General features: G+C 70.7%; 19 protein-coding genes. 9 read left to right on the top strand and 10 right to left on the bottom strand.

Going from position 1 to position 20,928, the window contains the following annotated elements; genetic code table 11:
• Positions 1 to 255: 255 nt before the first annotated feature.
• The 7 genes from ACWC5C_RS19420 to ACWC5C_RS19450 form a co-directional block, all read right to left on the bottom strand.
• On the bottom strand, positions 256 to 2,871 hold the full coding sequence (locus ACWC5C_RS19420) for a polynucleotide kinase-phosphatase (protein WP_450876791.1): 2,616 nt from the start codon (positions 2,869 to 2,871) through the stop codon (positions 256 to 258).
• Positions 2,868 to 4,481 carry a 3' terminal RNA ribose 2'-O-methyltransferase Hen1 gene (locus tag ACWC5C_RS19425; protein WP_450876793.1) on the bottom strand — a complete coding sequence of 538 codons (1,614 nt, stop codon included), beginning with the start codon at positions 4,479 to 4,481 and terminating at the stop codon, positions 2,868 to 2,870. Before ACWC5C_RS19425 ends, ACWC5C_RS19420 begins: the two co-directional genes overlap by 4 nt.
• Positions 4,482 to 4,515: 34 nt before the next feature.
• Positions 4,516 to 5,433 (bottom strand): homocysteine S-methyltransferase, encoded by a 918-nt coding sequence (mmuM, locus tag ACWC5C_RS19430; protein WP_450876795.1) that lies wholly within the window; start codon positions 5,431 to 5,433, stop codon positions 4,516 to 4,518.
• A 32-nt stretch (positions 5,434 to 5,465) separates the two neighbouring features.
• Positions 5,466 to 6,389 (bottom strand): LLM class F420-dependent oxidoreductase, encoded by a 924-nt coding sequence (locus ACWC5C_RS19435; RefSeq protein WP_450876797.1) that lies wholly within the window; start codon positions 6,387 to 6,389, stop codon positions 5,466 to 5,468.
• An 18-nt stretch (positions 6,390 to 6,407) separates the two neighbouring features.
• Positions 6,408 to 6,893, bottom strand: coding sequence for a DUF6099 family protein (locus ACWC5C_RS19440; protein ID WP_385440921.1), 486 nt, complete (start codon positions 6,891 to 6,893; stop codon positions 6,408 to 6,410).
• A gap of 132 nt (positions 6,894 to 7,025) precedes the next feature.
• The gene (locus tag ACWC5C_RS19445; RefSeq protein WP_450876800.1) at positions 7,026 to 7,499 is read right to left on the bottom strand and encodes a nucleotide pyrophosphohydrolase; all 474 of its coding nucleotides are present in this window, start codon (positions 7,497 to 7,499) and stop codon (positions 7,026 to 7,028) included.
• Positions 7,483 to 8,619: an AAA family ATPase gene (locus ACWC5C_RS19450; RefSeq protein WP_385440926.1), complete on the bottom strand. Its 1,137-nt coding sequence runs from the start codon at positions 8,617 to 8,619 to the stop codon at positions 7,483 to 7,485. The genes ACWC5C_RS19445 and ACWC5C_RS19450 overlap by 17 nt, the downstream gene beginning before the upstream one ends.
• Positions 8,620 to 8,725: 106 nt before the next feature.
• On the opposite strand from ACWC5C_RS19450, the gene ACWC5C_RS19455 reads away from it, so the two are divergent.
• Both ACWC5C_RS19455 and ACWC5C_RS19460 read left to right on the top strand, forming a co-directional pair.
• Positions 8,726 to 9,250 carry a hypothetical protein gene (locus ACWC5C_RS19455; protein WP_385441141.1) on the top strand — a complete coding sequence of 175 codons (525 nt, stop codon included), beginning with the start codon at positions 8,726 to 8,728 and terminating at the stop codon, positions 9,248 to 9,250.
• A gap of 108 nt (positions 9,251 to 9,358) precedes the next feature.
• Entirely contained in the window at positions 9,359 to 9,766 is a 408-nt protein-coding gene (locus tag ACWC5C_RS19460) for a hypothetical protein (protein WP_450876802.1), read from the top strand.
• Positions 9,767 to 9,777: 11 nt separating this feature from the next.
• On the opposite strand, the gene ACWC5C_RS19465 is transcribed toward ACWC5C_RS19460, so the two are convergent.
• Entirely contained in the window at positions 9,778 to 11,250 is a 1,473-nt protein-coding gene (locus tag ACWC5C_RS19465; protein WP_450876804.1) for an AAA family ATPase, read from the bottom strand.
• 109 nt (positions 11,251 to 11,359) lie between these two features.
• Here ACWC5C_RS19465 and ACWC5C_RS19470 point away from each other — a divergent pair, with 109 nt between their 5' ends.
• The 7 genes from ACWC5C_RS19470 to ACWC5C_RS19500 all read left to right on the top strand — a co-directional run bounded on the left by ACWC5C_RS19470 (position 11,360) and on the right by ACWC5C_RS19500 (position 17,246).
• Positions 11,360 to 11,821, top strand: a complete 462-nt coding sequence (locus ACWC5C_RS19470) for a hypothetical protein (RefSeq protein ID WP_450876806.1) — start codon at positions 11,360 to 11,362, stop codon at positions 11,819 to 11,821.
• Positions 11,822 to 11,895: 74 nt separating this feature from the next.
• On the top strand, positions 11,896 to 12,390 hold the full coding sequence (locus tag ACWC5C_RS19475) for a hypothetical protein (RefSeq protein ID WP_450876808.1): 495 nt from the start codon (positions 11,896 to 11,898) through the stop codon (positions 12,388 to 12,390).
• A gap of 13 nt (positions 12,391 to 12,403) precedes the next feature.
• The gene (locus ACWC5C_RS19480) at positions 12,404 to 13,093 is read left to right on the top strand and encodes a Crp/Fnr family transcriptional regulator (protein WP_450876810.1); all 690 of its coding nucleotides are present in this window, start codon (positions 12,404 to 12,406) and stop codon (positions 13,091 to 13,093) included.
• 135 nt (positions 13,094 to 13,228) lie between these two features.
• Positions 13,229 to 14,011, top strand: a complete 783-nt coding sequence (locus ACWC5C_RS19485; RefSeq protein WP_450876812.1) for a hypothetical protein — start codon at positions 13,229 to 13,231, stop codon at positions 14,009 to 14,011.
• A gap of 282 nt (positions 14,012 to 14,293) precedes the next feature.
• Positions 14,294 to 16,318: a hypothetical protein gene (locus ACWC5C_RS19490; RefSeq protein WP_450876814.1), complete on the top strand. Its 2,025-nt coding sequence runs from the start codon at positions 14,294 to 14,296 to the stop codon at positions 16,316 to 16,318.
• 38 nt (positions 16,319 to 16,356) lie between these two features.
• Entirely contained in the window at positions 16,357 to 17,016 is a 660-nt protein-coding gene (locus tag ACWC5C_RS19495; RefSeq protein WP_450876816.1) for a hypothetical protein, read from the top strand.
• Positions 17,013 to 17,246, top strand: a complete 234-nt coding sequence (locus tag ACWC5C_RS19500) for a hypothetical protein (protein ID WP_450876818.1) — start codon at positions 17,013 to 17,015, stop codon at positions 17,244 to 17,246. Before ACWC5C_RS19495 ends, ACWC5C_RS19500 begins: the two co-directional genes overlap by 4 nt.
• A 93-nt stretch (positions 17,247 to 17,339) precedes the next feature.
• On the opposite strand, the gene ACWC5C_RS19505 is transcribed toward ACWC5C_RS19500, so the two are convergent.
• Both ACWC5C_RS19505 and ACWC5C_RS19510 read right to left on the bottom strand, forming a co-directional pair.
• On the bottom strand, positions 17,340 to 18,683 hold the full coding sequence (locus ACWC5C_RS19505) for a class I SAM-dependent RNA methyltransferase (RefSeq protein ID WP_450876820.1): 1,344 nt from the start codon (positions 18,681 to 18,683) through the stop codon (positions 17,340 to 17,342).
• 123 nt (positions 18,684 to 18,806) lie between these two features.
• Entirely contained in the window at positions 18,807 to 20,888 is a 2,082-nt protein-coding gene (locus tag ACWC5C_RS19510; protein WP_450876822.1) for an APC family permease, read from the bottom strand.
• Positions 20,889 to 20,928: the final 40 nt, after the last annotated feature.

Below are 20,928 nucleotides of genomic sequence, written 5' to 3' on the forward strand. Positions count from 1 at the left end.
GCGAAGCCCAGCCCCCGCGCAACGCCCCCGAATCCGGCCGGGCGGCACCACCCGTGATCACGACCACCCCCGCCACGCCCAGAGCCGATCCGCTCTGCCACGAGTCGGGGGCGACCGTGTGACCCCGGAGCCGGGCGCGGGAATCGGCAGTATCCGCCATCTGGCCCCGGGCCGGGCGCGGTCGGCACCGCGGGCCGGGCCCGAAGCGTGGCGGGGCCGCCGTCGACGCGCCCCGCCACCGACCCGCCCGCGTGGCTACAGCCGTGGGTCCACCGGTTCCGACTCCAGGGCCAGCACCGCGAACACCGCCTCGTGCACCCGCCACAGCGGCTCACCGTCCGCCAGCCGGTCCAGCGCCTCCAGGCCCAGCGCGTACTCCCGCAGGGCGAGCGAGCGCTTGTGGCCGAGGTGGCGCTGGCGCAGTCGGTCCAGGTTCTCCGGGCGGGTGTACTCCGGGCCGTAGACGATCCGCAGATACTCCCGGCCCCGGCACTTGACGCCCGGCTGGACCAGTCGGCCGTCGCCCTTGCGGACGAAGCCCTGGAGCGGTTTGACGACCATGCCCTCGCCGCCCGCTTCCGTCAGCTCCCGCCACCACGCGACGCCCTCGGCCACCGACGCGTCGTCCTCGGTGTCGACGATCAGGCGGCGGGTGGGGGCGAGCAGCGGGCAGCGCTCCGGCACGGGCTTCTCCGCCTCGATCATGCGGTCGATCAGGGCGAGTTGCCGGTCGTGCGGGAGGGAGGCGAGGCTGCGGCCCTGGGCGGCCAGGATCTGGAACGGAGCCATCCGTATCCCGTCCAGCCCGTCGACGGGCCAGCAGTAGCGCCGGTACGCCTCGGTGAACGCGGCCGCGTCCACGGCCCGCCCGCGCTGCTTGTCGAGGAGCGCGGACACCTCGACGCCGCGCGCCGCCGCGCCCTCCAGCGCCGAGAGCACCCCGGGGAAGACGGCGCCCGAGGCCGCGCCCACCGCCGCGTACTGGTTGCGCAGCAGCCCCGCGGCCTTGAGCGACCACGGCATCAACTCGGCGTCCAGCAGCAGCCAGTCGGTCTCCAGCTCCTGCCACAGCCCGGCGCCCTCGATGCCGCCGCGCACTCCGCCGAGGACGGACTCGGCCAGCCGCGGGTCGTCGAAGAACGGCCGCCCGGTGCGGGTGTAGACCATGCCGGATACGCCGTCGGGCGCCCCGAAGCGCTCCTTCGCCACCTCCGCGTCGCGGCAGACCAGCGCCACCGCCCGCGAACCCATGTGCTTCTCCTCGCAGATCACCTGGCGCACCCCGTCCGCGCGATAGGCGGCGAACGCCTCCGCCGGGTGCTCCAGGTAGCCCTCCTCGGCGGAGGTGGCGGCGGGCGCCATGGTCGGCGGGAGGTAGGCGAGCAGCCGCGGGCCGACGGCGAAGCGGCTCATGACCTCCAGGGCGGCCGCCGCGTTCTCCTCCTTGACCGCGATCCGGCCCATGTGCCGGGTCTCGACGATACGGCGGCCGCGCACATCGGCGAGGTCGAGCGGACGGCCATCCGTACCGCCCGGCGCCTCGTTGCCCAGCGGCCTGACCGGCTCGTACCAGACCTGCTCGGCCGGGACGTCCACGATCTCGCGCTCCGGCCAGCGCAGCGCGGTCATCCGACCGCCGAAGACACAACCGGTGTCCAGGCAGAGGGTGTTGTTGAGCCAGGACGCCTTGGGGGTGGGGGTGTGTCCGTAGACGACCGCGGCGCGGCCCCGGTAGTCCTCGGCCCACGGATAGCGCACCGGCAGGCCGAACTCATCGGTCTCGCCAGTCGTCTCCCCGTACAGCGCGTGCGAACGCACCCGGCCCGACGTGCGGCCGTGGTACTTCTCGGGCAGCCCGGCGTGACAGACCACCAGCGCCCCGCCGTCCAGCACATAGTGGCTGACCAGCGACTCGATGAACGCCTTGGCCCGGTCGGCGAACTCCGGGTCCGCGGTGTGCTCGCGGTCCAGCTGCTCGACCGTCTCGGCGAGCCCGTGGGTGAGCTTGACCTTGCGGCCCTTGAGATAGCGGGCGAGCTTGTGCTCGTGGTTGCCGGGCACGCACAGCGCCGCCCCGGAGGCGACCATGCCCATCACCAGGCGCAGCACCCCGGGGCTGTCCGGCCCGCGGTCGACGAGGTCGCCGACGAAGACGGCGGTGCGCCCCTCGGGGTGGACCGCGTCGGCCGGGCGGCCCTGTCCGTCGCGGCGCAGGGCGTATCCGAGCTTGCCCAGCAGGGTCTCCAGCTCGGAGCGGCAGCCGTGGATGTCGCCGATGATGTCGAACGGACCGGTGAGGTGGCGCAGATCGTTGTAGCGGCGCTCGGTGACGATCTGCGCGGCCTCGACCTGCTCGGCTCCGCGCAGGATGTGCACCTTGCGGAACCCCTCGCGCTCCAGGGACTTCAGGGAGCGGCGCAGCTCGCGGCGCTGGCGCGGAATGACGTGGGTGGGCATACCGGCCCGGTCGGGCCGGGCCGCGTTGCGCCGCGCGCATTCGCCCTCGGGGATGTCGAGGACGATCGCGACCGGGAGGACGTCGTGCTCGCGCGCCAGCTGGATCAGGCTACGGCGCGCCTCGGGCTGGACGTTGGTCGCGTCGACCACGGTCAGCCGCCCGGCCGCCAGCCGCTTGCCCACGATGTAGTGGAGCAGCTCGAAGGCGTCCGAGGTGGCGCTCTGATCGTTCTCGTCGTCGGAGATCAGGCCCCGGCAGACGTCGGACGAGACGATCTGGGTGGGCAGGAAGTGGCGCCGGGCGAAGGTGGACTTGCCGGAGCCGGTGGTGCCGACGAGGACCACGAGGGACAGGTCGGGCACACCGAGGCTGCGCCTGTCGAGCGTCATGCCGTCGGTCATGGCGTCGGTCATGCGGCGGCCTCCTTCGGTGTCGTGGTCGGTGTCGTGGTCGTGCTCGTCGCGCCGGTCTCCCCGGTCTCCCCGGCCTCCCGCCGGAAGAGCGCGAGCTGCGTCGGCGGCCCCACCTCGGGGTCCTCGGGGCCGACGGGGCGGAACTCCACCCCGTACCCGTGCCGTTCGGCGACGCCCCGCGCCCAGTCGCGGAACTCCCCGCGCGTCCACTCGAAGCGGTGGTCCGGGTGGCGGACCTGCCCAGCGGGCAGGGTCTCCCAGCGCACGTTGTACTCGACGTTCGGCGTGGTCACCACGACGGCCGTGGGGCGGGCGGCGCCGAACACCGCGTACTCCAGGGCGGGCAGCCGGGGCGGGTCCACGTGCTCGATCACCTCGCTGAGCACCGCCGCGTCATAGCCGGTGAGCCGGGAGTCGGTGTACGCGAGGGAGCCCTGCGTCAGCTTGAGCCGCGCCGACTGCCGCTCGGGCATCCGGTCCAGGCGCAGCCGCCGCGCCGCCTCGTTCAGCGCGCGTATCGACACATCGACACCGACGATCTCGGTGAACCGCGCGTCCCTCAACAGCTCGCCCAGCAACTGCCCCTGGCCACAGCCGAGATCGATCACCCGGGACGCCCCGGCCTCCCGCAGGGCGCCGAGGATCGCCTCGCGCCGCCGCACCGCCAACGGCACCGGCCGTGGCGTACTCCCCTCCTCCGGCTCCATTCCTTCCCCCTCCCCCGAGTGCTCCGGCCGCTCCGTCTGCTCCGTCTGCCCTTCCCCCTCGGCGAATTCGGCGGGGACCTCCTCCACCCCGTCACCGATCACCGCGTTGTCGATCTCCTCCACCTCGGCGTCGTCCGCCTCCGCGAGCCGCGCCAGCTCCAGCCGCTCCATCGCGCTGCGGGTCAGCGACCAGCGGCGGGCCAGATAGCGGTTGCTGATCAGCTGCTGCTCGGGGTGGTGCTCCAGCCAGCCCTCGCCGGAGCGCAGCAGCTTGTCCACCTCGTCCGGAGCGACCCAGTAGTGCTTCGCGTCGTCCAGCACCGGCAGCAGCACATACAGATGCCGCAGCGCGTCGGCGAGCCGCAGCTCGCCCTCCAGCACCAGCCGTACGTACCGCGAGTCGCCCCACTGCGGGAACCGCTCGTCCAGCGGCACCGGCTCGGCCGTCACCGCCCAGCCCAGCGGCGCGAAGAGCCGCTCGACCAGGGCGGCGCCGCCACGGGCGGGCAGGGCGGGCACCTCGATCCGCAGCGGCAGCGGCCGCTCCGGCAGCTCGGGCCGCGCCTTGCACTGTCCTCTCAGGGCGCTGGAGAAGACGGTGCTCAGCGCGACCGCCAGCAGCGAGGAGGCCGCGTACGGACGGTCGTTGACGTACTGGGCGAGCGCGGAGTCGGGCGCGCCGCCCCGCCCCTTGCCCCGGCCCCGCCGCACCAGCGCGACGGGGTCGACCTCCAGCAGCAGCGCCGCCGTGCAGCGCTGCTCGTCCGCCTCGGGGTAGAGGACATGCGCGGTGCCATGGGAGGTCGAGAACCGCTGCGCCTTGCCGGGGTGCTTGTGCAGCAGAAACCCCAGGTCGGTCGCGGGGCGCTCACGGGTGCCGGTGGTGGTTATCGTCAAGAACACCCGTCCGAGTATCGCCGGGTGAACGCCCCCTCACCTAATGGTTTCCCACCACGCCCGCAAGCTCCGCGATCCGGTCCGGACCCACCCGGCAGCAGCCGCCTATGAGCCGCGCGCCCGCGTCCCGCCACGCCTTCACCCGCGCCGGATCGAAGGTCGACCGCCCGCGCCAGCTCCGGGCCGCCGCGTCCCACTCCTCTCCGCTGTTCGGATACACGATCACCGGCTTTCCGGTGGCCTCGGCCGCTATCTCCACGGCCCGGTCCGCGTCGCCCGGCTCGCAGCAGTTGACGCCGACGGCGATCACCTGCTCGTTCCCGGCGGCCAGGGCGAACGCGTCCCGCAGCGGCTGCCCGGCCCGGGTCGCCTCCCCCGCGATGCTGTACGAGAGGTAGACGGGCACCCCGCAGCCCTCGACGGCCCGCAGCATGGCCGCCGCCTCGTCGGCATCCGGCACCGTCTCCAGGGCGAGCACATCGGGCCCGGCCGCGACCAGCGCCTCGATCCTCGGCCGGTGGAACCGCTCCAGCTCGGCCACGCTCAGCCCATACCGCCCGCGGTACTCGCTGCCGTCGGCCAGCATCGCCCCGTAGGGCCCGACCGAGGCCGCCACCCACACCGGGGCGGCCGGGTCGGCCGCTTCCTCGGCCGCGCCGCGCGCCAGCTCGACGCTGCGCCCCAGCAGCGCCGTAGCGTCCTCGCGTGCCACGCCCCGGTGGGCGAAGCCCTCGTAGGTGGCCTGGTAGCTGCTGGTGATGAGTACCCGTGCGCCCGCCCGCACATACGCGGCGTGGGCCGCCTCGATCTGCCCCGGATCATCGGCGAGCAGCCGGGCCGACCACAGCTCGTCGGACAGGTCGCAGCCCTGGGCCTCCAGCTGGTTGGACAGCCCGCCGTCGAGGACGAGGGGGCCGCTTTCCATCGCGGTGGCCAGTGGCGTAGGGGGGACAGACATCACGGGTACTCCTGGTGGTTCGATAAAGCCGGTCAGGCCAGCTGGGCCTGGACCTGGGAGGAAATCAGCTCAAGGTGATCGAGGTCGTCGAGGTCCATGATCTGGAGGTAGATCCGGGACGCCCCGGCCTCCGCATAGCGGCCGATCTTGTCGACGACCTCGGCCGGGGAGCCCGTCAGCCCGTTCTCCTTCAGCTCCGGGACCTCGCGGCCGATCGCCGCGGCCCGGCGGGCGACCTCGGCGTCGTCCTTGCCAACACAGGCGATCAGCGCGTTCGAGTACACCAGGTCGTCGCCCTTGCGCCCGGCCTCCTCGGCGGCCGCCCGCACCCGACCGAACTGGCGCTCACTGTCCTCGACCGACGCGAACGGCATATTGAACTCATCCGCGAACCGCGCGGCCAGCCGCGGGGTGCGGGTCGGCCCATGGCCGCCGATCAGCACCGGCACCTGGCTCTGTGCGGGCTTGGGCAGCGCGGGCGAGTCGGTGAGCTGGTAGTGCGCGCCGTCATGGCTGAAGGTCTCGCCGACCGGCGTCTTCCACAGGCCGGTGACGATGGCCAGCTGCTCCTCCAGCCGCGCGAACTTCTCCTTCGGGAAGGGGATGCCGTACGCGGTGTGCTCCTCCTCGAACCAGCCCGCGCCCAGGCCCAGCTCGACTCGTCCACCCGACATCTGGTCGACCTGCGCGACCTGGATCGCGAGGACGCCCGGCAGCCGGAAGGTGGCGGCGCTCATCAGGGTGCCCAGCCGGATCCGCTTGGTCTCGCGGGCCAGCCCGGCCAGGGTGAGCCACGCGTCGGTCGGGCCCGGCAGCCCGTCGACGTCCCCCATGTGGAGGTAGTGGTCGGAGCGGAAGAAGGCGTCGAAGCCGAGGTCTTCGGTGGCCTTCGCGACGGACAGCAGAGTGTCGTAGGTCGCCCCCTGCTGGGGCTCGGTGAAAATACGGAGATCCATGCCCCCCATCCTGCCTTCTCATGCGGCACCACCCCACTCCCCACCCCACTCCAGCCCCGTGAGATGCCTCAGCATCCCGAGCACCCGGTCCCTGGCCTCGTCCGCCGCGTCGATCGCCTCGACGCACTGCCAGTACAGCGCCTCCTCCTCCGTGCTGGAGGCGACGCCCACCAGCGCGAATCCCGCCTCCGCCAGCAGATCCCCCAGCGCCAGCAGCACCCCTCTGGGGTCCCGCACCTCCGACAGCTGAGCCGCCCGTAACCCCCCGCCGCGCAGCGCGGGATGGTGCAGCGCCGGGTGGAACAGCGCCCCGCGCGCCCTGCCACCCGCCTCGCACAGGCCGCGCGCCTCCGCCCGCGCCGCCGCCGGGCCACTCACCATGAAGTATCCGCCGACCGCTTCCGCCAGCGCCTGGACCTGCCAGGCCTCGGCCACGATGTCCTGCACGCCCCCGGCCTTCGCCAGGGCGTGCCGGGTGACACCGATCAGCCGCATCGCGTCCATGCCCCGAACCCCTCTCAACGGACTTTCCGCACCCGTTACTCCTCCACTACCCAGAGTGATGACTAACAGGCCGAAAAGCTAGGGGAATTCAGGAATCTGTTGACAACAGTTGCGTTGTGGATAACTCAATCACTACTGAGAGTGACGAATCGGGCCTCCAGGCGCCGCAACCGGGAACCGGCCCTCGTTGCGGTCGATCTTCGCGGCCAGCGCGGCGAGCGCGTCGATCCCCAGCACCTCGCAGAACTGGAGCAGATACGCCAGCACATCGGCGACCTCGTCCTCGACCCGGGCCGCCTTCCCCGGCTCCTCCATCACCCGCGCCGACTGCTCCGGCGTGAGCCACTGGAAGATCTCCACCAGCTCCGACGCCTCGACGCTCAGCGCCGCCGCGAGGTTCTTCGGGGTGTGGTACTGCTGCCAGTCGCGTACCGCCGCGAAGGCCGCCAGCCTGCGCTGCAGGCCCGCCACATCAAGGCCATCGGCCGCCGCGTCAGGGCCATCGGCCGCGGCGTCAGGGCCATCGGCCGCGGCGCCAAGGCCATCGGATCGTCGCTCACACGCCGCGGCAGGCGCACCGGACTCGGGTTCAGGAGACTCGCTCACGCTCCAGGTTTACCACCGTGACGGGGGCGCCCCCGACCGCCCCCGTCACGTCCCCCACCGTCCCCACCAGCCGGATGTGCCCCCGTGCGCACATCCGGGCCGCCACCCCCAGCAGCTCCCGCGCCTGCCGCCGGTCCAGGCAGCGGTCGAAACCGTCCGCCAGGACCGTCAGCACCTGCCGCGCGGGAAGGACGTCCGCCGCTGGTTCCATCGCCAGCACCCCCGGACCGGTCAGCAGCACCAGCGCGAGCGCCAGATAGCGCAACTCCCCGTCGCCCAGCCGCTCCACGGGCATCGCGCCCAGCTCCCCCTGCTCCACCAGGGCCCGCACCCCGCCGCCCCCGGCCCCCTCGGTCACCAGCCCCTCCACCGGCCCCGCGCACCCCGCCCGGACCGCCGCGACCAGCGCCGCGTGCCGCGAGACGCACTCCCGGCTGGTGCGCCGCAGCACCGCCGCCAGGTTCTCGCAGCCACCGCGCAGCCGCCCGTCGCGCGGCGCCGCCGGTGCCCGCATCCGATCCGGCCGAGGATCGCAGGCGAACACCGAGCGCAGCGCGATCACCACCTGCTCGGCAGCGGCCAGCGCCAGCCGCTGCCCCTCGGTGATACCCGCCACCCGCAGCGGCAGCAGCGAGGTCGCCAGCCGGTCGTCCGGCAGCGGAGCCCGGGTGACCGCCACCGCCCCCGCCGTGTGCCAGGCCGCCTGGACGCAACGCCGCTCCGGATCGCGCAGCGCCGTCTCCAGCAGGGTCTCCCCCGCCCCCGTCAACCGCTCGCCCACGATCCGCAGTTCGGGCTCGGCCTGTACGGCGACATCGAGCCGCACCGGCCCGACCGGGCCGTCCACGGTGCACCCGATACGGAACCCACGCCTCCCCTGCCGGTCCGGCCGCGCCCGGCGCGGGATGTACGCCGCCGGATCGCAGAACACCTCCGCGAGCCGGGCGCCGCCCGCCAGGCGCGCGAGCGCCCCGTACGCCTCCAGCACCCCCGACTTACCGCTTCCGCTCGGCCCGGCGAAGAGCGTCAGCGGCCCCAGGGAAAACACCGCACGTCGATGGGACTTGAAGGCGGACAGCCTCAACTCGGTCACGGCGGGCCGCAGCCCGGATGCGCTCATGCCCGGAACATATCTGTGGCGCATACCGCCGAACCGTTACTCCTTCCGTATCTTCCTACCATCGGGGGATGGTGACAGTGACTGAAGATGACCGCGGGGGCGCATGATGTTCGACAGCACGTTCTGGATCGCGTCCCTCACCGGTGGCACCGCCGTGCTGGCCAGCTGGGTCACCAGCCGCGGCAACACCCGGGCCGCCGAGATCCAGGCCGACACCGCCGCCCGCGCCCAGCAGGCGGAGCGGTTGCGCGACAGCAGGCGGACCGCGTACCTGGAACTGATCGAACAGGTCCACAGCATGGGCGAGTTCTACTGGCAGATCTCCGCCGCCCAGCGCGCCGGAGACTTCCGGAGCCGCCCCGCCCTGCTGGACGAAACCCTGGAACGCGAACGCGACCACTACGGCAAGCTGCGGCGCTGCGCGCGCGTGGTCGAGCTGGAGGGCCCCACCGCCGCGGGCGAGGCGGCCCACAAACTGCAGAAGTCGACCGGCCGCTTCCACCGCTCCCTCCAGGCGATGACCACCGGCGACCCAGAAGCGATACGCCGCTTCGACGACGCCTACAGCCCCTTCTGGGCCGCCCTCACGCACTTCGTGGACACCGCGAAGACGGCCCTGCAGGAGCCGTAGCCCGGATCACCCCGCAGCGCGGCTTCAAGAGGGCAACCTTCACATGGACTTGACTGTCTGTTTACGGTGAGCCGCGCTTCCTGTTTATCAAGATTCGGGGGATCCCACATGAATCGCACCATCCGCACCGCCGTCATATCCGTCGCCCTCACCGGCCTGGCGTTCGGCCTCTCCGCCTGTTCGGACGAGGAGACCGTCGACACCGTCGACAAGGTCGTGGACCAGACGTACGAGATCACCTACGAGGTGACGGGGAAGAACGTCGAGTCGATCGAGTTCAACGGGGGCGGCGGCAAGGCCATGGACCCCAAAACCGCCACGGTGAAGAAGCCCGCGCTGCCCTGGAAGAAGACGGTGACACTGCGGGGCGTCATGCCGTCGGCGGTCATGCCGGTCTCCACCGACCCCACGGTGAGCTGCAAGATCGTGCACAAGGGCAAGGTCATCGCCGAGGAGAAGGGCGAAAGCCTGATCAACGCAGGTGGCTGCGTCGCGGAGTCACCGATCGGCAAGTAGCGCCGGGCGGTTCACTCGCCGTGGTACATGCGTTGCAGATCGACAAGCTCGACATCGCCGCGCCGGCCGGCTTCGCGCCGGAGGTCGTCGGTGAATCCGGAACGCGCGAAGAGCAAGAGCTTGGGCAGTGCCCCCACCCGAGCGCTGGGCAGCAGCCCCCGGAGGTGTTCCAGCCGTTCCAGCTGTGGCAGCCCGACGGGGGCGAGGGTCCCCTTGGCCTCGCCGATCGCGGTGATCCGCTCGGGGCCGTACGCCGGTGACTCCGCCACCACGAGGTCCAGTTCATGCCCTCGGCGGTGCTCCCTGCAGGCGATCTCGGTCGGGCGCACCCAGCTCGCCCGGCCACCGAGGCTCTCCGCTGCGGCGTGCTCGAAGCACCACTCGCGGGCCAGCTCCTCGAAGTGCGGGCCGTAGATCTTCGCAGAGACGGTGTCGGCGTTGTCCGCCCAGACGCGGTCGGCCCGGCCGACGACCAGTTCGGGCTCATGGCGCTGGATCAGCAGCTGGTGCAGCCGCACCACGGGCTCGGCGACCCGGAAGACGCTGCGCTTCTCCCTGAGGGCGTCCTCGACCTGCTCCAGCAGTCCGATGTCCTGGAGCCCGGAGAGCAGATGCGCCAGCGCGCTGCTCGGCCGCCCCAGGGCTCCGGCGATCTCCGACCGCCGGTGATGTCCGGCGCTGACCGCCGCCAGGACCGCCGCATACGAGGTCGGGTCGGAAATCGAGGGCTCCTCACGAAGCAGCAGCCCGCCCTCACGGAACATCGCGGAGGCCGGGTTGAGGAGCCGCCGCGCCACCCACCCGTCGAAGTCCGCCAGCCCCTCCGGCCCCGCACCGCCGCACATCTCCCGGTACGCCGGGGTCCCGCCCACCAGTGCGTGCAGCCGGAACGCCAGCTCGGGGTCCTCCGCCACACCCCAGAACGCAGCCGCCTCCCGGAAACGGAAAGGCCGCACCACCAGCTCCATGCCCGCCCGCCCCCGCAGCGGAGCACCTCCGCCCAGCAGTTGGGCCATCGTGGTCAGCGCGCTGCCACACAGGATCATCCGGGTCCGGGTGTGCTCCTTGGCATGGCTCAGCGGGCTGAGCGCCTGCTGCAGATAGGAGGGCAGCGCGGGGGTCGCCGACACCAGGTAGGGGAACTCGTCGATCACCACTGGCGCCGCCGCGTCCTCACCGATCCGCAACAGCTCGTCCAGCGCATCCCGCCAGTCGGTGAACAGCACCGGCCGCCGCAGTCCCCGGAACGCCGCATACGCCGCGCCCAGATCCGCGAGGTTCTGCGCCTCGCTCTGCTGGGTCGCCGCGAACAGGAAACCCCCCGTCTGGCGCGCCAGCAGTTCAAGCATCAGCGTCTTCCCCTGCCGCCGCCGCCCGTACACCAGACCGAGCGACGCCCCCTGCTGCCCAGAGGCGGCGAACTCGCTCAGCTCCCGCCACTCCGTGTCCCGCGCGAACAGCCGCTCCGGCTTGGCCACAGTCACAAGAATCACCTCTGCAGTTATGATAGCTACATCTATCATAACCAGCACACTGAAGGGAGACCATCGGGGTCACCACACATATCCGCTGGGTAATCACCGCGAGACAACGGTGCTGAAGCGTGCCATCGGCGACCTGATCACCCACGGGGAGTGTGTGCTGCCGGTGTCCACCACGGCCACCGCCGTGGGCAACGCCCTGCTGGGCGTGGTGGAGGAGAACCGGCACGGCCCGGGCGACATCGTCCGCGTAGGCCACCCGCAACTGCGCGAGGTAGCCGACAACCCGGAGGTGTCCCTTCCGCTCATGGTGCGGGAGCGGCTGACCGAGAGCCGCGTCAGCGGCCTGCGCGGGGAGTTGCGGCAGCTCGACACCCAGCGGTCCGTGGCCCGGTGGCGTGCCAGGAGAAGCGGCGGGCGCTCCGTGACCAGCTGGCTGTCGCCGAGTGACACGCGGCTGCTGGCCGCCATCGAACTCGACCACATCGCCTCGCCAGCGATGCCACCACCTCCGCGTACCACCGTCGAAAGGCCAAGGAGTGAGCGACCCAGCACTCATCGTGCCCTGCGATAGGCAACTCTTCTCGGCAGCGCCCAGCAGGCTGGCTACTGCCATGAAAGGACGCGACGGCTGCGGAGGGTGCGGGCGTGATGCACGAGCCATGGGATAGCCCGACGGAGGCTCAGCGACTGCAAGAGCATGCCGAACGCGCCTTCGTCGAGGTGCAGCGGGCGGATACCAAAGCAACGGCGTTGTGTGGCATAGCCGGCGGACTACTGGCTGCGGGAGTTGCCGTGCTGTCGAGCACATCCGGCATGCCCCGGATCAGTGTGTTCTCCCTGGTAGTGATGTGCCTGTTGCCGCTGGCCGCGATAGGGGCTGCCCTGCTCGCACTGCGGCCTGTGGTCCCGCAGTCGGGACTGCGGGACGCGCTGATGGCCGAGGCAGCCGTACACCACAGGTGTGGTGTGAGCGCAGCCACTCGTGGGGAGTTTGAACGGCATGTCGAGGCACGCCGATTGGGAGTCTTTGCCTGGCTGGCAGACAGAAAGCTGCGCACGGCCCGCCTGGCTGTGGACTTTGCCCTAGCCGCTCTCTTAGTGGCTGGAATGTGCCTATTGAGCTACTTTCTGATTAATTGAGACGATCCCCTGGGTGTTGATAGGGACCGCGCAGCGGGAGGGACGTGGGTATCAGCCGCATGCCACGGTGATCGGTGGCGAATTCTGGGCAGCCTTGAAGGCGCTGGCACCGCGGCGCATCCGACCGGCTCGGAGCGTGCTGCTGCGCCAAGGAGACGCGGCAACGCACGTCATCGTGCTGGAATCCGGGTCAGCGCTGATCACTCTGGCCGGCGACGGCGGGGAAAGGACACTGCTCGCCGTGCGCGGCGCCGGCGAGCTACTCGGAGAGCTTGCCGTTCTGGACTCTCAACCGCGCACCGCCACAGTCATCGCCGCCGAGCCCTGCCACATCCGCATCATTCCGGCTGCCTCCTTTCTCACCTTCGTCGACCAACATGGCCTGCTCGCTCCTCTGCTGCGCCACGCCATCGCCCGCGTCAGGGAGTCGGAGGCCGTCCGCCTCGAACTGGCCACCGCGTCCGTCCCGCTACGCCTGGCGTCGGCCTTGTCTCGGCTGGTCGACGCCGCATCCACTTCCGCCTCGGATCTCGCCGTGCGACTCACACAGACAGAGCTGTCCCAGATGATCGGGGCTTCCCGCAACGCGGTGGTCAACGCACTCAAGCCCTGGCGCGAGCAAGATTGGATCCGTACCACCTCCGGCGGGCTCCTCGTTCGCGACATTCATTCGATTCAGTCGCACGCACGTACGCAGGCGTGACAGGCCGCACTTCAGACGTGCCCACTGCTGGGCAGCGTTGGCCGTCCCGCCCGATCAGCATGGGCACTCCCCTGACCGCCCGCGCTGAAAGGACGGTGCCCGATGGATGCGCCGCTACCCGCAGAAACTCTGGACGTGCCCGCTGAACTCGCCCTCCTGGCGATCGACATGGAGAGGTACAGCCAGATCCCCGAGGCGAAGATGGCCGCCGCGAGATGCGATGTGGACGACATCGTGGCGAACGTGCTCGCCGAGTGTCAGCTGCCCGACCCGCAGGAACTGCCCGGTGGGTACAAGGACAGCGGCGACGGAGCGATCCTGCTGTTCCCGCCAGGGATGCTGGCCCGGCTCGTGGACCCGCTACTGGGCCGCCTCGCCGCAGCGCTGATGCGCTACGAACAGCAGCGGCTGGCCAGTAGTCCCATCCTGCGCCTGCGGGCCAGCGTGCATGTCGGCCCTCTGTCCCTGCCCGACCACCGCGGTATCGCCATCAACGACACCACCCGACTACTCGACAGCCAGGCGACCCGCCAAGCGCTGTCCATCGCAAGGGACAGCGGCGCCTTCCTCGCGGCCGCGCTCTCCGAGATCGCCTACCAGCGCACCGTGCACGCAGGGCGCACGCCGGATCTGGGCCCGCACCACTTCCTTGAGGCGGTTGCCCGCGTCAGCGACAAGCCCGGTTTCGAGCAGCCCTGCCGAATTCACGTGCCGGGCCTGACCGGACCTGCCGTACGCCCCTATCTCACCGACGCCCCTCCGCCCGATGCCGCTCCCGCCCCTGCCTCGCAGCCGGGCAATGCGTCGGCGACACCGGCTGCCAGCAGCGGCGGCACGTTCCAGTTCCACGGTCAGGTCAACGACCCCACGATCGTCAACAGCCTCGGAACCCTGCGGATCGACCGTCGCCAGCGGTGAGACGCCCGCCCCGCCAACATCCCGCAGTCACCCTGGAGTTCCCGTATGCCTGACGTACCGTTCGACCCCACCCGCTCCGACACCACTCCGCCGACCAGCGAGACCGGCGAGAACCAGTCCAACGGCTCCAGCAGTTGGCTGCATCGATGGCGCCCTAGCTCCGGCACGGGCGCTTCCGACCGGCCGGACCCCGACAGCCCATCGCCCTCCCCCGCGCCCCCGTCGCCGGATACCGTCCCACCCACTCCGCGTGTACACGAGACCGGCGGTGCAGCGACACACGTGTACGGGGACCCCGAAGTCGTCGCCAACGTCATCGAACAGCTGATCCTGGAGACCCGAAAACGGGACTTACTGGAGGGTGTCGAACAAATTCGCGAGCGACTGCTCGACCAGCCACTCGTGCGCGGCACGCACTGGGAATCGGTCTGGGAGCAGATCATCGATCCCGCGACCAGTCGCCCGTACCAACCCGTGATCATCATTGTGGCGCCCCGCTCGTGCGGCTCCACAACTCTCGCTCTGCGGCTGCTGGCCGAGCACACCGCTGACAACACCACCGTGGTCAAGCTGGACGCGGACTGGAAAACCCCTAGCAAGGGTCGCCTGCCGCTGGAGAAGGCGCACGCCTACCAGCTTGACCTCAAGCACCCGGAGAACGATCAGGTATCGGCCGACTTCCTCAACGCACTGTCGGAACACGCCACCCACCTCCGGGGTTGCCGCTCCTATCTAGCACTGACCGTGGCACAGGACCTGTGGAAGGACCACCGCCTCAGCGATCGTGACGGCATCCTCGTGGTTCGTCTGCACGAGGCGCCCGATGCCCAGGACGTAGTCGAAGCCCATCTGGACGCCCACGGGTACAGCCAACTGGTCACGTCACTGCGCTCGCTCCCCAAGGCCACCGCTTCCTTGCGCGGGCTGACTGCGGTGGCCGCCGTGCGAGCCGCGCACACCGTCGCGATGACCTGGAAGGAACACACCCACATCAGCTTCCAGCAGTCTCTCGCAGAGGCCGGCAGCGAGGGTGAACCCCAGAGCACTCTTGAAGAACGCATCATCGCGGCGCTGACCGATTGGCGCGGTGAACTCGATAGCCGGTTCGGCGAAATGAACCGTCTGCGCACGCACGACAACCCCTCCCTCACGGTGGAGGACCGCTGTCTGCTGCTGGCCCTGGCCGTGCAGCAGTCCGCGCCCATGCCCGTCGTCGCGCACAGTGCGGCCGCTCTGCTGAAAGCCATCGGAAACCTCCCTGACGCCCCCGACGCGGCACCAGGATTCTCACCGGCCCTCAGCGCGCTGGCCGGACGGGGAATGCGCCGACGTATCCAGGATGTCGGGGGTCGAGTCGACATGCAGGACACAGTGGTGTTCGATCGACCCGCCTACGGGCGCGCGGTGCTGGAGTACGTCTGGGACAACTACGACATCATGCGCAAGCCCTTGCTGACCTGGCTCGTCGCGACAGCCCAAAACGCCGATCCGGAAGACCACGCCGTGGCAGCGCTGGCCGAACTCACCGTGAGGCACGGAACGGTGGACTACCTCACGACACTGGGCGAACTCGTCGGGAGCAGTCAGCCGGAGGTGCTCAGTGCGGTCATGGAAAGCGCCGTGCGCAACGAACACGTCGGACGCCTAGCGTGGGAAGCGCTCTACGGGTGGGCGGAACAGAAGAGCTACGCGCCCGCCGTGATCGCACTGTGCCGAAGCACCCTGGAGGACTCGTCCGTCGCCGGCTCTCTGGCCAAGCGGGCGATGGTGCGCTTGCGCCGCGTCGCGCACAAGAACACCGATGCCACCGTGATCAGCCAAGTCCTGACCGCCTTCGACGCTCTGGCCCAACACTCAAGCGTGGCCCAGCGACTGGCAGATGAGGTCCAGGGATGGCAGCACGGCAAGGGCTCGGCCGCACGCAGTGGCGCACTGGCCTTCCTCGCGTTGATGGCTGTCCGCCGCGACGGCACGCCGTGGCTCGTGTGCGCTCCCCCCACAGACATCGACGTGCAGCGAGCCATCCACGATCTGCTCTCCTCTTCGGACACCGCTGCCGAGGTCATCTCGCGCCTCACAGACTGGATCCGTTCTTGTGCCGACGACCCCGACGCCTACACCCAGTTACGCGACCAGCTCCTACCAGCGCTGCGCGGCCACAACATGTTCGAAGCCGGCATGAAGCTCATGAACGAGCTGCGTGGCATCTCCACCGCTGAGGGCGTCAGCGTGGCTGACGACTTCTACAACCACCTCGTTGACAGCCGTCTGCGTCCGGTCTTCCCTCTCGAAGAGAACTTCGCATGAGGTGGCCTTGGTGCCGCGCAGTCCGTACGAGTACGTCTGTGCAGCCGCGTCTGCTGCACAGCTCCACCGACGGCATCGCGTTCGAGGCCGTGTACACGATCACCTGGCGACCCCTCTGGCGTGTGCCTCCCAATGTGGAAGAGGCCATACGCACCACTGTGCACGCCACGGCCGCCGAGACAGCCACGCGTCTGGGAGCCTCGGACGTGCCCGCCGCGCAGGACACCATCAACGCCGCCGTCGGGGGTCTGCCCCGCCGCGCCCCGAACTACCACCTGCTGGCCGTCCACGCGACTCTCGGTCTGCCCCCCGCCGCACAGGAGTCACTGGCTCAGCGGGCGGCGGACGAACAGCGGATCCGCCGTCTGCGGTTCTTGAAGGAGAACCTCTACGACCGCCCGGACCTCGTCGTCCTGGACCGGCTTGAGCACCACGCCCCCGGTGACCTGGGCGACGACCACGTAGCCCAACTCCAGCGCCTCGCTCGCCTGATCTACTCCTGCGATCGCTGGTGGTTCCCCCTCCTGCAGCAATGGGAACAGGTCGGCCAAGGGTTCAAGGACATCGAGAAGCGGCAGCAGGCCATGCTCGTGCTGTCCGACTCCCTCAAGGCTCTCAACGGTGGCAGCCTGCCCAGCGGTATCCCACCGCTGGAGGCGCCCGGGGCGGACGGGACACCTCGAAGGGCGCATCCATGAAGCTCGTCCTGTGGCGGATACTACTGGCCCCCCTGACCAGCCTCCGAGCCCTGCTCATCCAACAGCGCGGCGCAACCCCCATGTCGTACGACGTCGCCTGGCGCCAGGCCCGCCTGCACCGCTGTCCCGACGACATGGTCTACCGACTCCACGGCCACCAAGCCACCACCCCTGACCAAGCACCCAACACCCCGTCGCGGAAGGACGAGCCGACCGACCGGCACCCCTAACCCGAGGATCCCGTCAACGCACCAACGTCTTCGCCCTGTCTATGAAGGACGGGGCGAAAGAACGCCCTAGTTACGCGCGAGCAAAGCCGCAGGTCAGGAGCCCTTCGCGACAGGCTCCAGGATCGCCACGCACTCCACGTGGTGCGTCACCGGGAACAGGTCGAAGGCGCGGAGGCGGCGCGGGGTGTAGCCCGCTTCGCGGAAGTAGGCGAGGTCTCGGGCGAGGGCGGCCGGGTCGCAGGCTACGTAGGCGATGCGGCGGGCGCCCAGGGAGGCGAGGTGGGCGACCGTGTCCTTGCCCGCGCCGGCGCGGGGCGGGTCGAGGACGATGAGGTCGGCCTCGGTGATGCCGGTGCGGGGCAGGACCTGCTCGACCTTGCCGTGTTCGACGCGGACCCGGTCCAGGTCCTCGAGGTTGTGGCGGGCGTCCTCGGCCGCGCGCTTGCTGGACTCGATGCCCAGCACCGCGCCGCGGTCGCCGACGCGCTCGCCGAGGGCGCCCGCGAAGAGGCCGACGCCGCAGTAGAGGTCGAGGGCGGTGTCGCCCTTGCGCGGCATGAGGCCCTGCATGACGGCCTCGACCAGGAGGTCCGCGGCCTTGGGGTGGACCTGCCAGAAGCCGCCCTCGCCGACGCGCCAGGTGCGGTCCGCGGCGCGTTCGCGGACGAAGGGGCGGCCGTGGACGCGGTGGACGAGGCGGTGGCGCTCGCGGCCGCGGGACTCGCCGATGCGCAGGACGGAGACCGGGCGGTCGAGTTCGACGATCGGCAGCCGGCCGCCGGGGCGGGGGGTGAGGACGACCTGGCGGTCGGAGGAGCCGGTGGCGGCGATGGCCTCGATGGTTTCGATCTGCGGCCATTCCCGCTTCTCGATGCCGAGTTCGGTGACGCCGGGCGCGGCGATCAGGCAGTGGTCGACGGGCTCCACCTCGTGCGAGCGGTGGCGGCGCAGCCCGGCGTGGCCCTGTGCGTCCACCGCGTACTGGAGCCGGGTGCGCCAGGCCGGGACCTCGCCGCGGGACACCTTGTCGCCGGGGGCGGGTTCGACGGTGCCGTCCCAGCGGGCGTCCTCGGGGGTGAGCCCGGCCAGCCGCTGGAGCTGCTCGGTGATCACCTCGGCCTTGAGCCTGCGCTGGGCGCCGGGGGCGACGTGCTGCCAGTCGCAGCCGCCGCACCGGCCGGGGCCGGAGAACGGGCAGGGGGCCTCCACCCGGTCCTTGGCGGCGTCCAGCACCTGGACCGCGTCGGCGCGCAGGAAGCGCGCGCCTTCCTCGCCCTCAGTGACCCTGGCGACGACCCGCTCACCGGGCAGGGTGTGGCGTACGAAGAGCACCTGGCCCTCGGAGGTCCGGGCGATGCAGTGGCCGCCGTGCGCCACCGGGCCGATCTCGACCTCGTACTCCTCGCCGACCAGCGACGCCTTGGGTTCACTTTGCATGGCGGGCTCGGCTCCGTAAGGGGGGTGAGGGGGCAGTGCGGGAACAGCAGCCCACCAGTCTACGTCCCCGCACCCCCGGCCCGAACCCGGGCGGCGGCTACCGCCCCGGCGCACGGGCGGCGGCTACCGCCCCGGCGTCCGTGCGCCCGTCTTCTCGGCCTTGCGCTCGCCCTTCGGCCGCTGCGGCACCACGGGGCCGCGCCGCACCGAGCCCGGGGCGTTCCAGTCGGCGCGCTTGCGGGCGCGCTTGCGGGCCAGCTCGGAGGAGTCCAGCTGCCAGGGCACGGAGGTCACCATCACGCCGGGGGTGAACAGCAGCCGCCCCTTGAGCCGCAGCGCGCTCTGGTTGTGCAGCAGGTGCTCGTACCAGTGGCCGACCACGTACTCGGGGATGTAGACGGAGACCACATCGCGCGGGCTCTCCCGGCGCAGCCCCTTGACGTAGTCGATGACCGGCCGGGTGATCTCGCGGTACGGCGAGTCGAGGATCTTCAGCGGGACGTCGATGCCGCGCTCGCTCCACGCGGACTGCAGCGCCTTGGTCTCGGCGGGGTCGACGTTGATGCTCAGCGCCTCCAGCCGGTGGGAGCGCATCAGCTTGGCGTAGGCCAGGGCGCGCAGCGTCGGCTTGTGGATCTTGGAGACGAGGACGATGGAGTGCACCCGGGAGGGGCGGACCTCGTCCTCGTCCTGCTGCTCCTCGGCCGCGGCCAGCTCCTCGGAGACACCGTCGTAGTGGCGCCGGATCGCGGACATGGTGATGTAGAAGACGGCCATGCCGAGCAGCGCCACCCACGCGCCGTGGGTGAACTTGGTGAGCAGCACGACGACCAGGACAAGACCGGTGAAGAAGGCGCCGAACGTGTTGATCGCGCGGGCGCGGACCATGCGGCGGCGCGCGGCCGGGTCGCGCTCGGTGGCCAGGTGGCGGTTCCAGTGCCGCACCATGCCGGTCTGGCTGAGCGTGAAGGAGACGAAGACGCCGACGATGTAGAGCTGGATCAGCCGGGTCGAGTCCGCGCCGTAGACGTAGACGAGGACCGCGGCGGCCCCGGCGAGCAGCACGATGCCGTTGGAGAAGGCGAGCCGGTCGCCGCGGGTGTGCAGCTGGCGCGGCAGGTAGCGGTCCTGGGCGAGGATCGAGCCGAGCAGCGGGAAGCCGTTGTACGCGGTGTTGGCGGCCAGGAACAGAACCAGCGCGGTGGCCGCGGCGAGCACCACGAAGAGGAACGAGCCGTCGCCGAAGACGGCGGCCGCGACCTGCGAGATCACGGGGTTCTGGGTGTATCCGGAACCGAGCGCGGCGCCGTCCTTGAACAGGTCGCGGGCCGGGTCCTCGGCCATCTTGACGTTGGTGACCAGGGCGAGGGTGATGATGCCGACGAACATGGCGACGGCGAGGCCGCCCATCAGCGCCAGCGTCGTCGCCGCGTTCCGGCTCTTGGGCTTGCGGAAGGCGGGCACCCCGTTGCTGATGGCCTCGACGCCGGTGAGCGCGGCGCAGCCGTCGGAGAAGGCCCGCAGCAGCAGGAAGACCAGCGCGAACCCGGCCAGCCCGGTCTGCTCGGCGTGGACCTCGAAACCGGCGGTGGGGGCCTTCATGTCGTCACCGAGGACGAGCCCGCGATAGGCGCCCCAGAGGATCATCACGAAGACGCCGCCGACGAAGACATACGTGGGGATCGCGAAGAGCTTGCCCGACTCGCGCACACCACGCAGGTTCATCAGGGTCAGCAGCAGGATGATCGCGACCGCGACGAGCGTCTTGTGCTCGACGATGAAGGGGACGGCGGAGCCGAGGTTCTCCACCCCGGAGGAGATCGACACGGCCACCGTCAGGACGTAGTCCACCAGCAGCGCGCTGGCGACCGTAAGACCCGCCTTGGGGCCGAGGTTGGTATTGGCGACCTCGTAGTCACCGCCGCCGCTGGGGTAGGCGTGCACGTTCTGGCGGTACGAGGCGACCACCGTGAACATGAGCACGATGATCGCGATCGTGATCCACGGTGAGTAGTGGTAAGCCGACGCACCCGCCACGGAAAGGACGATCATCACCTGCCCAGGCGCATACGCGACGGAGGACAGGGGGTCGGAGGCGAAGACGGGGAGCGCGATGCGCTTCGGGAGGAGGGTCTCCCCCAGCTTGTCGCTGCGCAGCGCGCGCCCGATCAGGATCCGTTTCGGGACGTCGGTCAGTTTGGACACGCTGAGGATCGTAAAGGGTGGGCAGGGCGCCCGCCCAGCC

Source organism: Streptomyces sp. NPDC001700 (assembly GCF_053596435.1).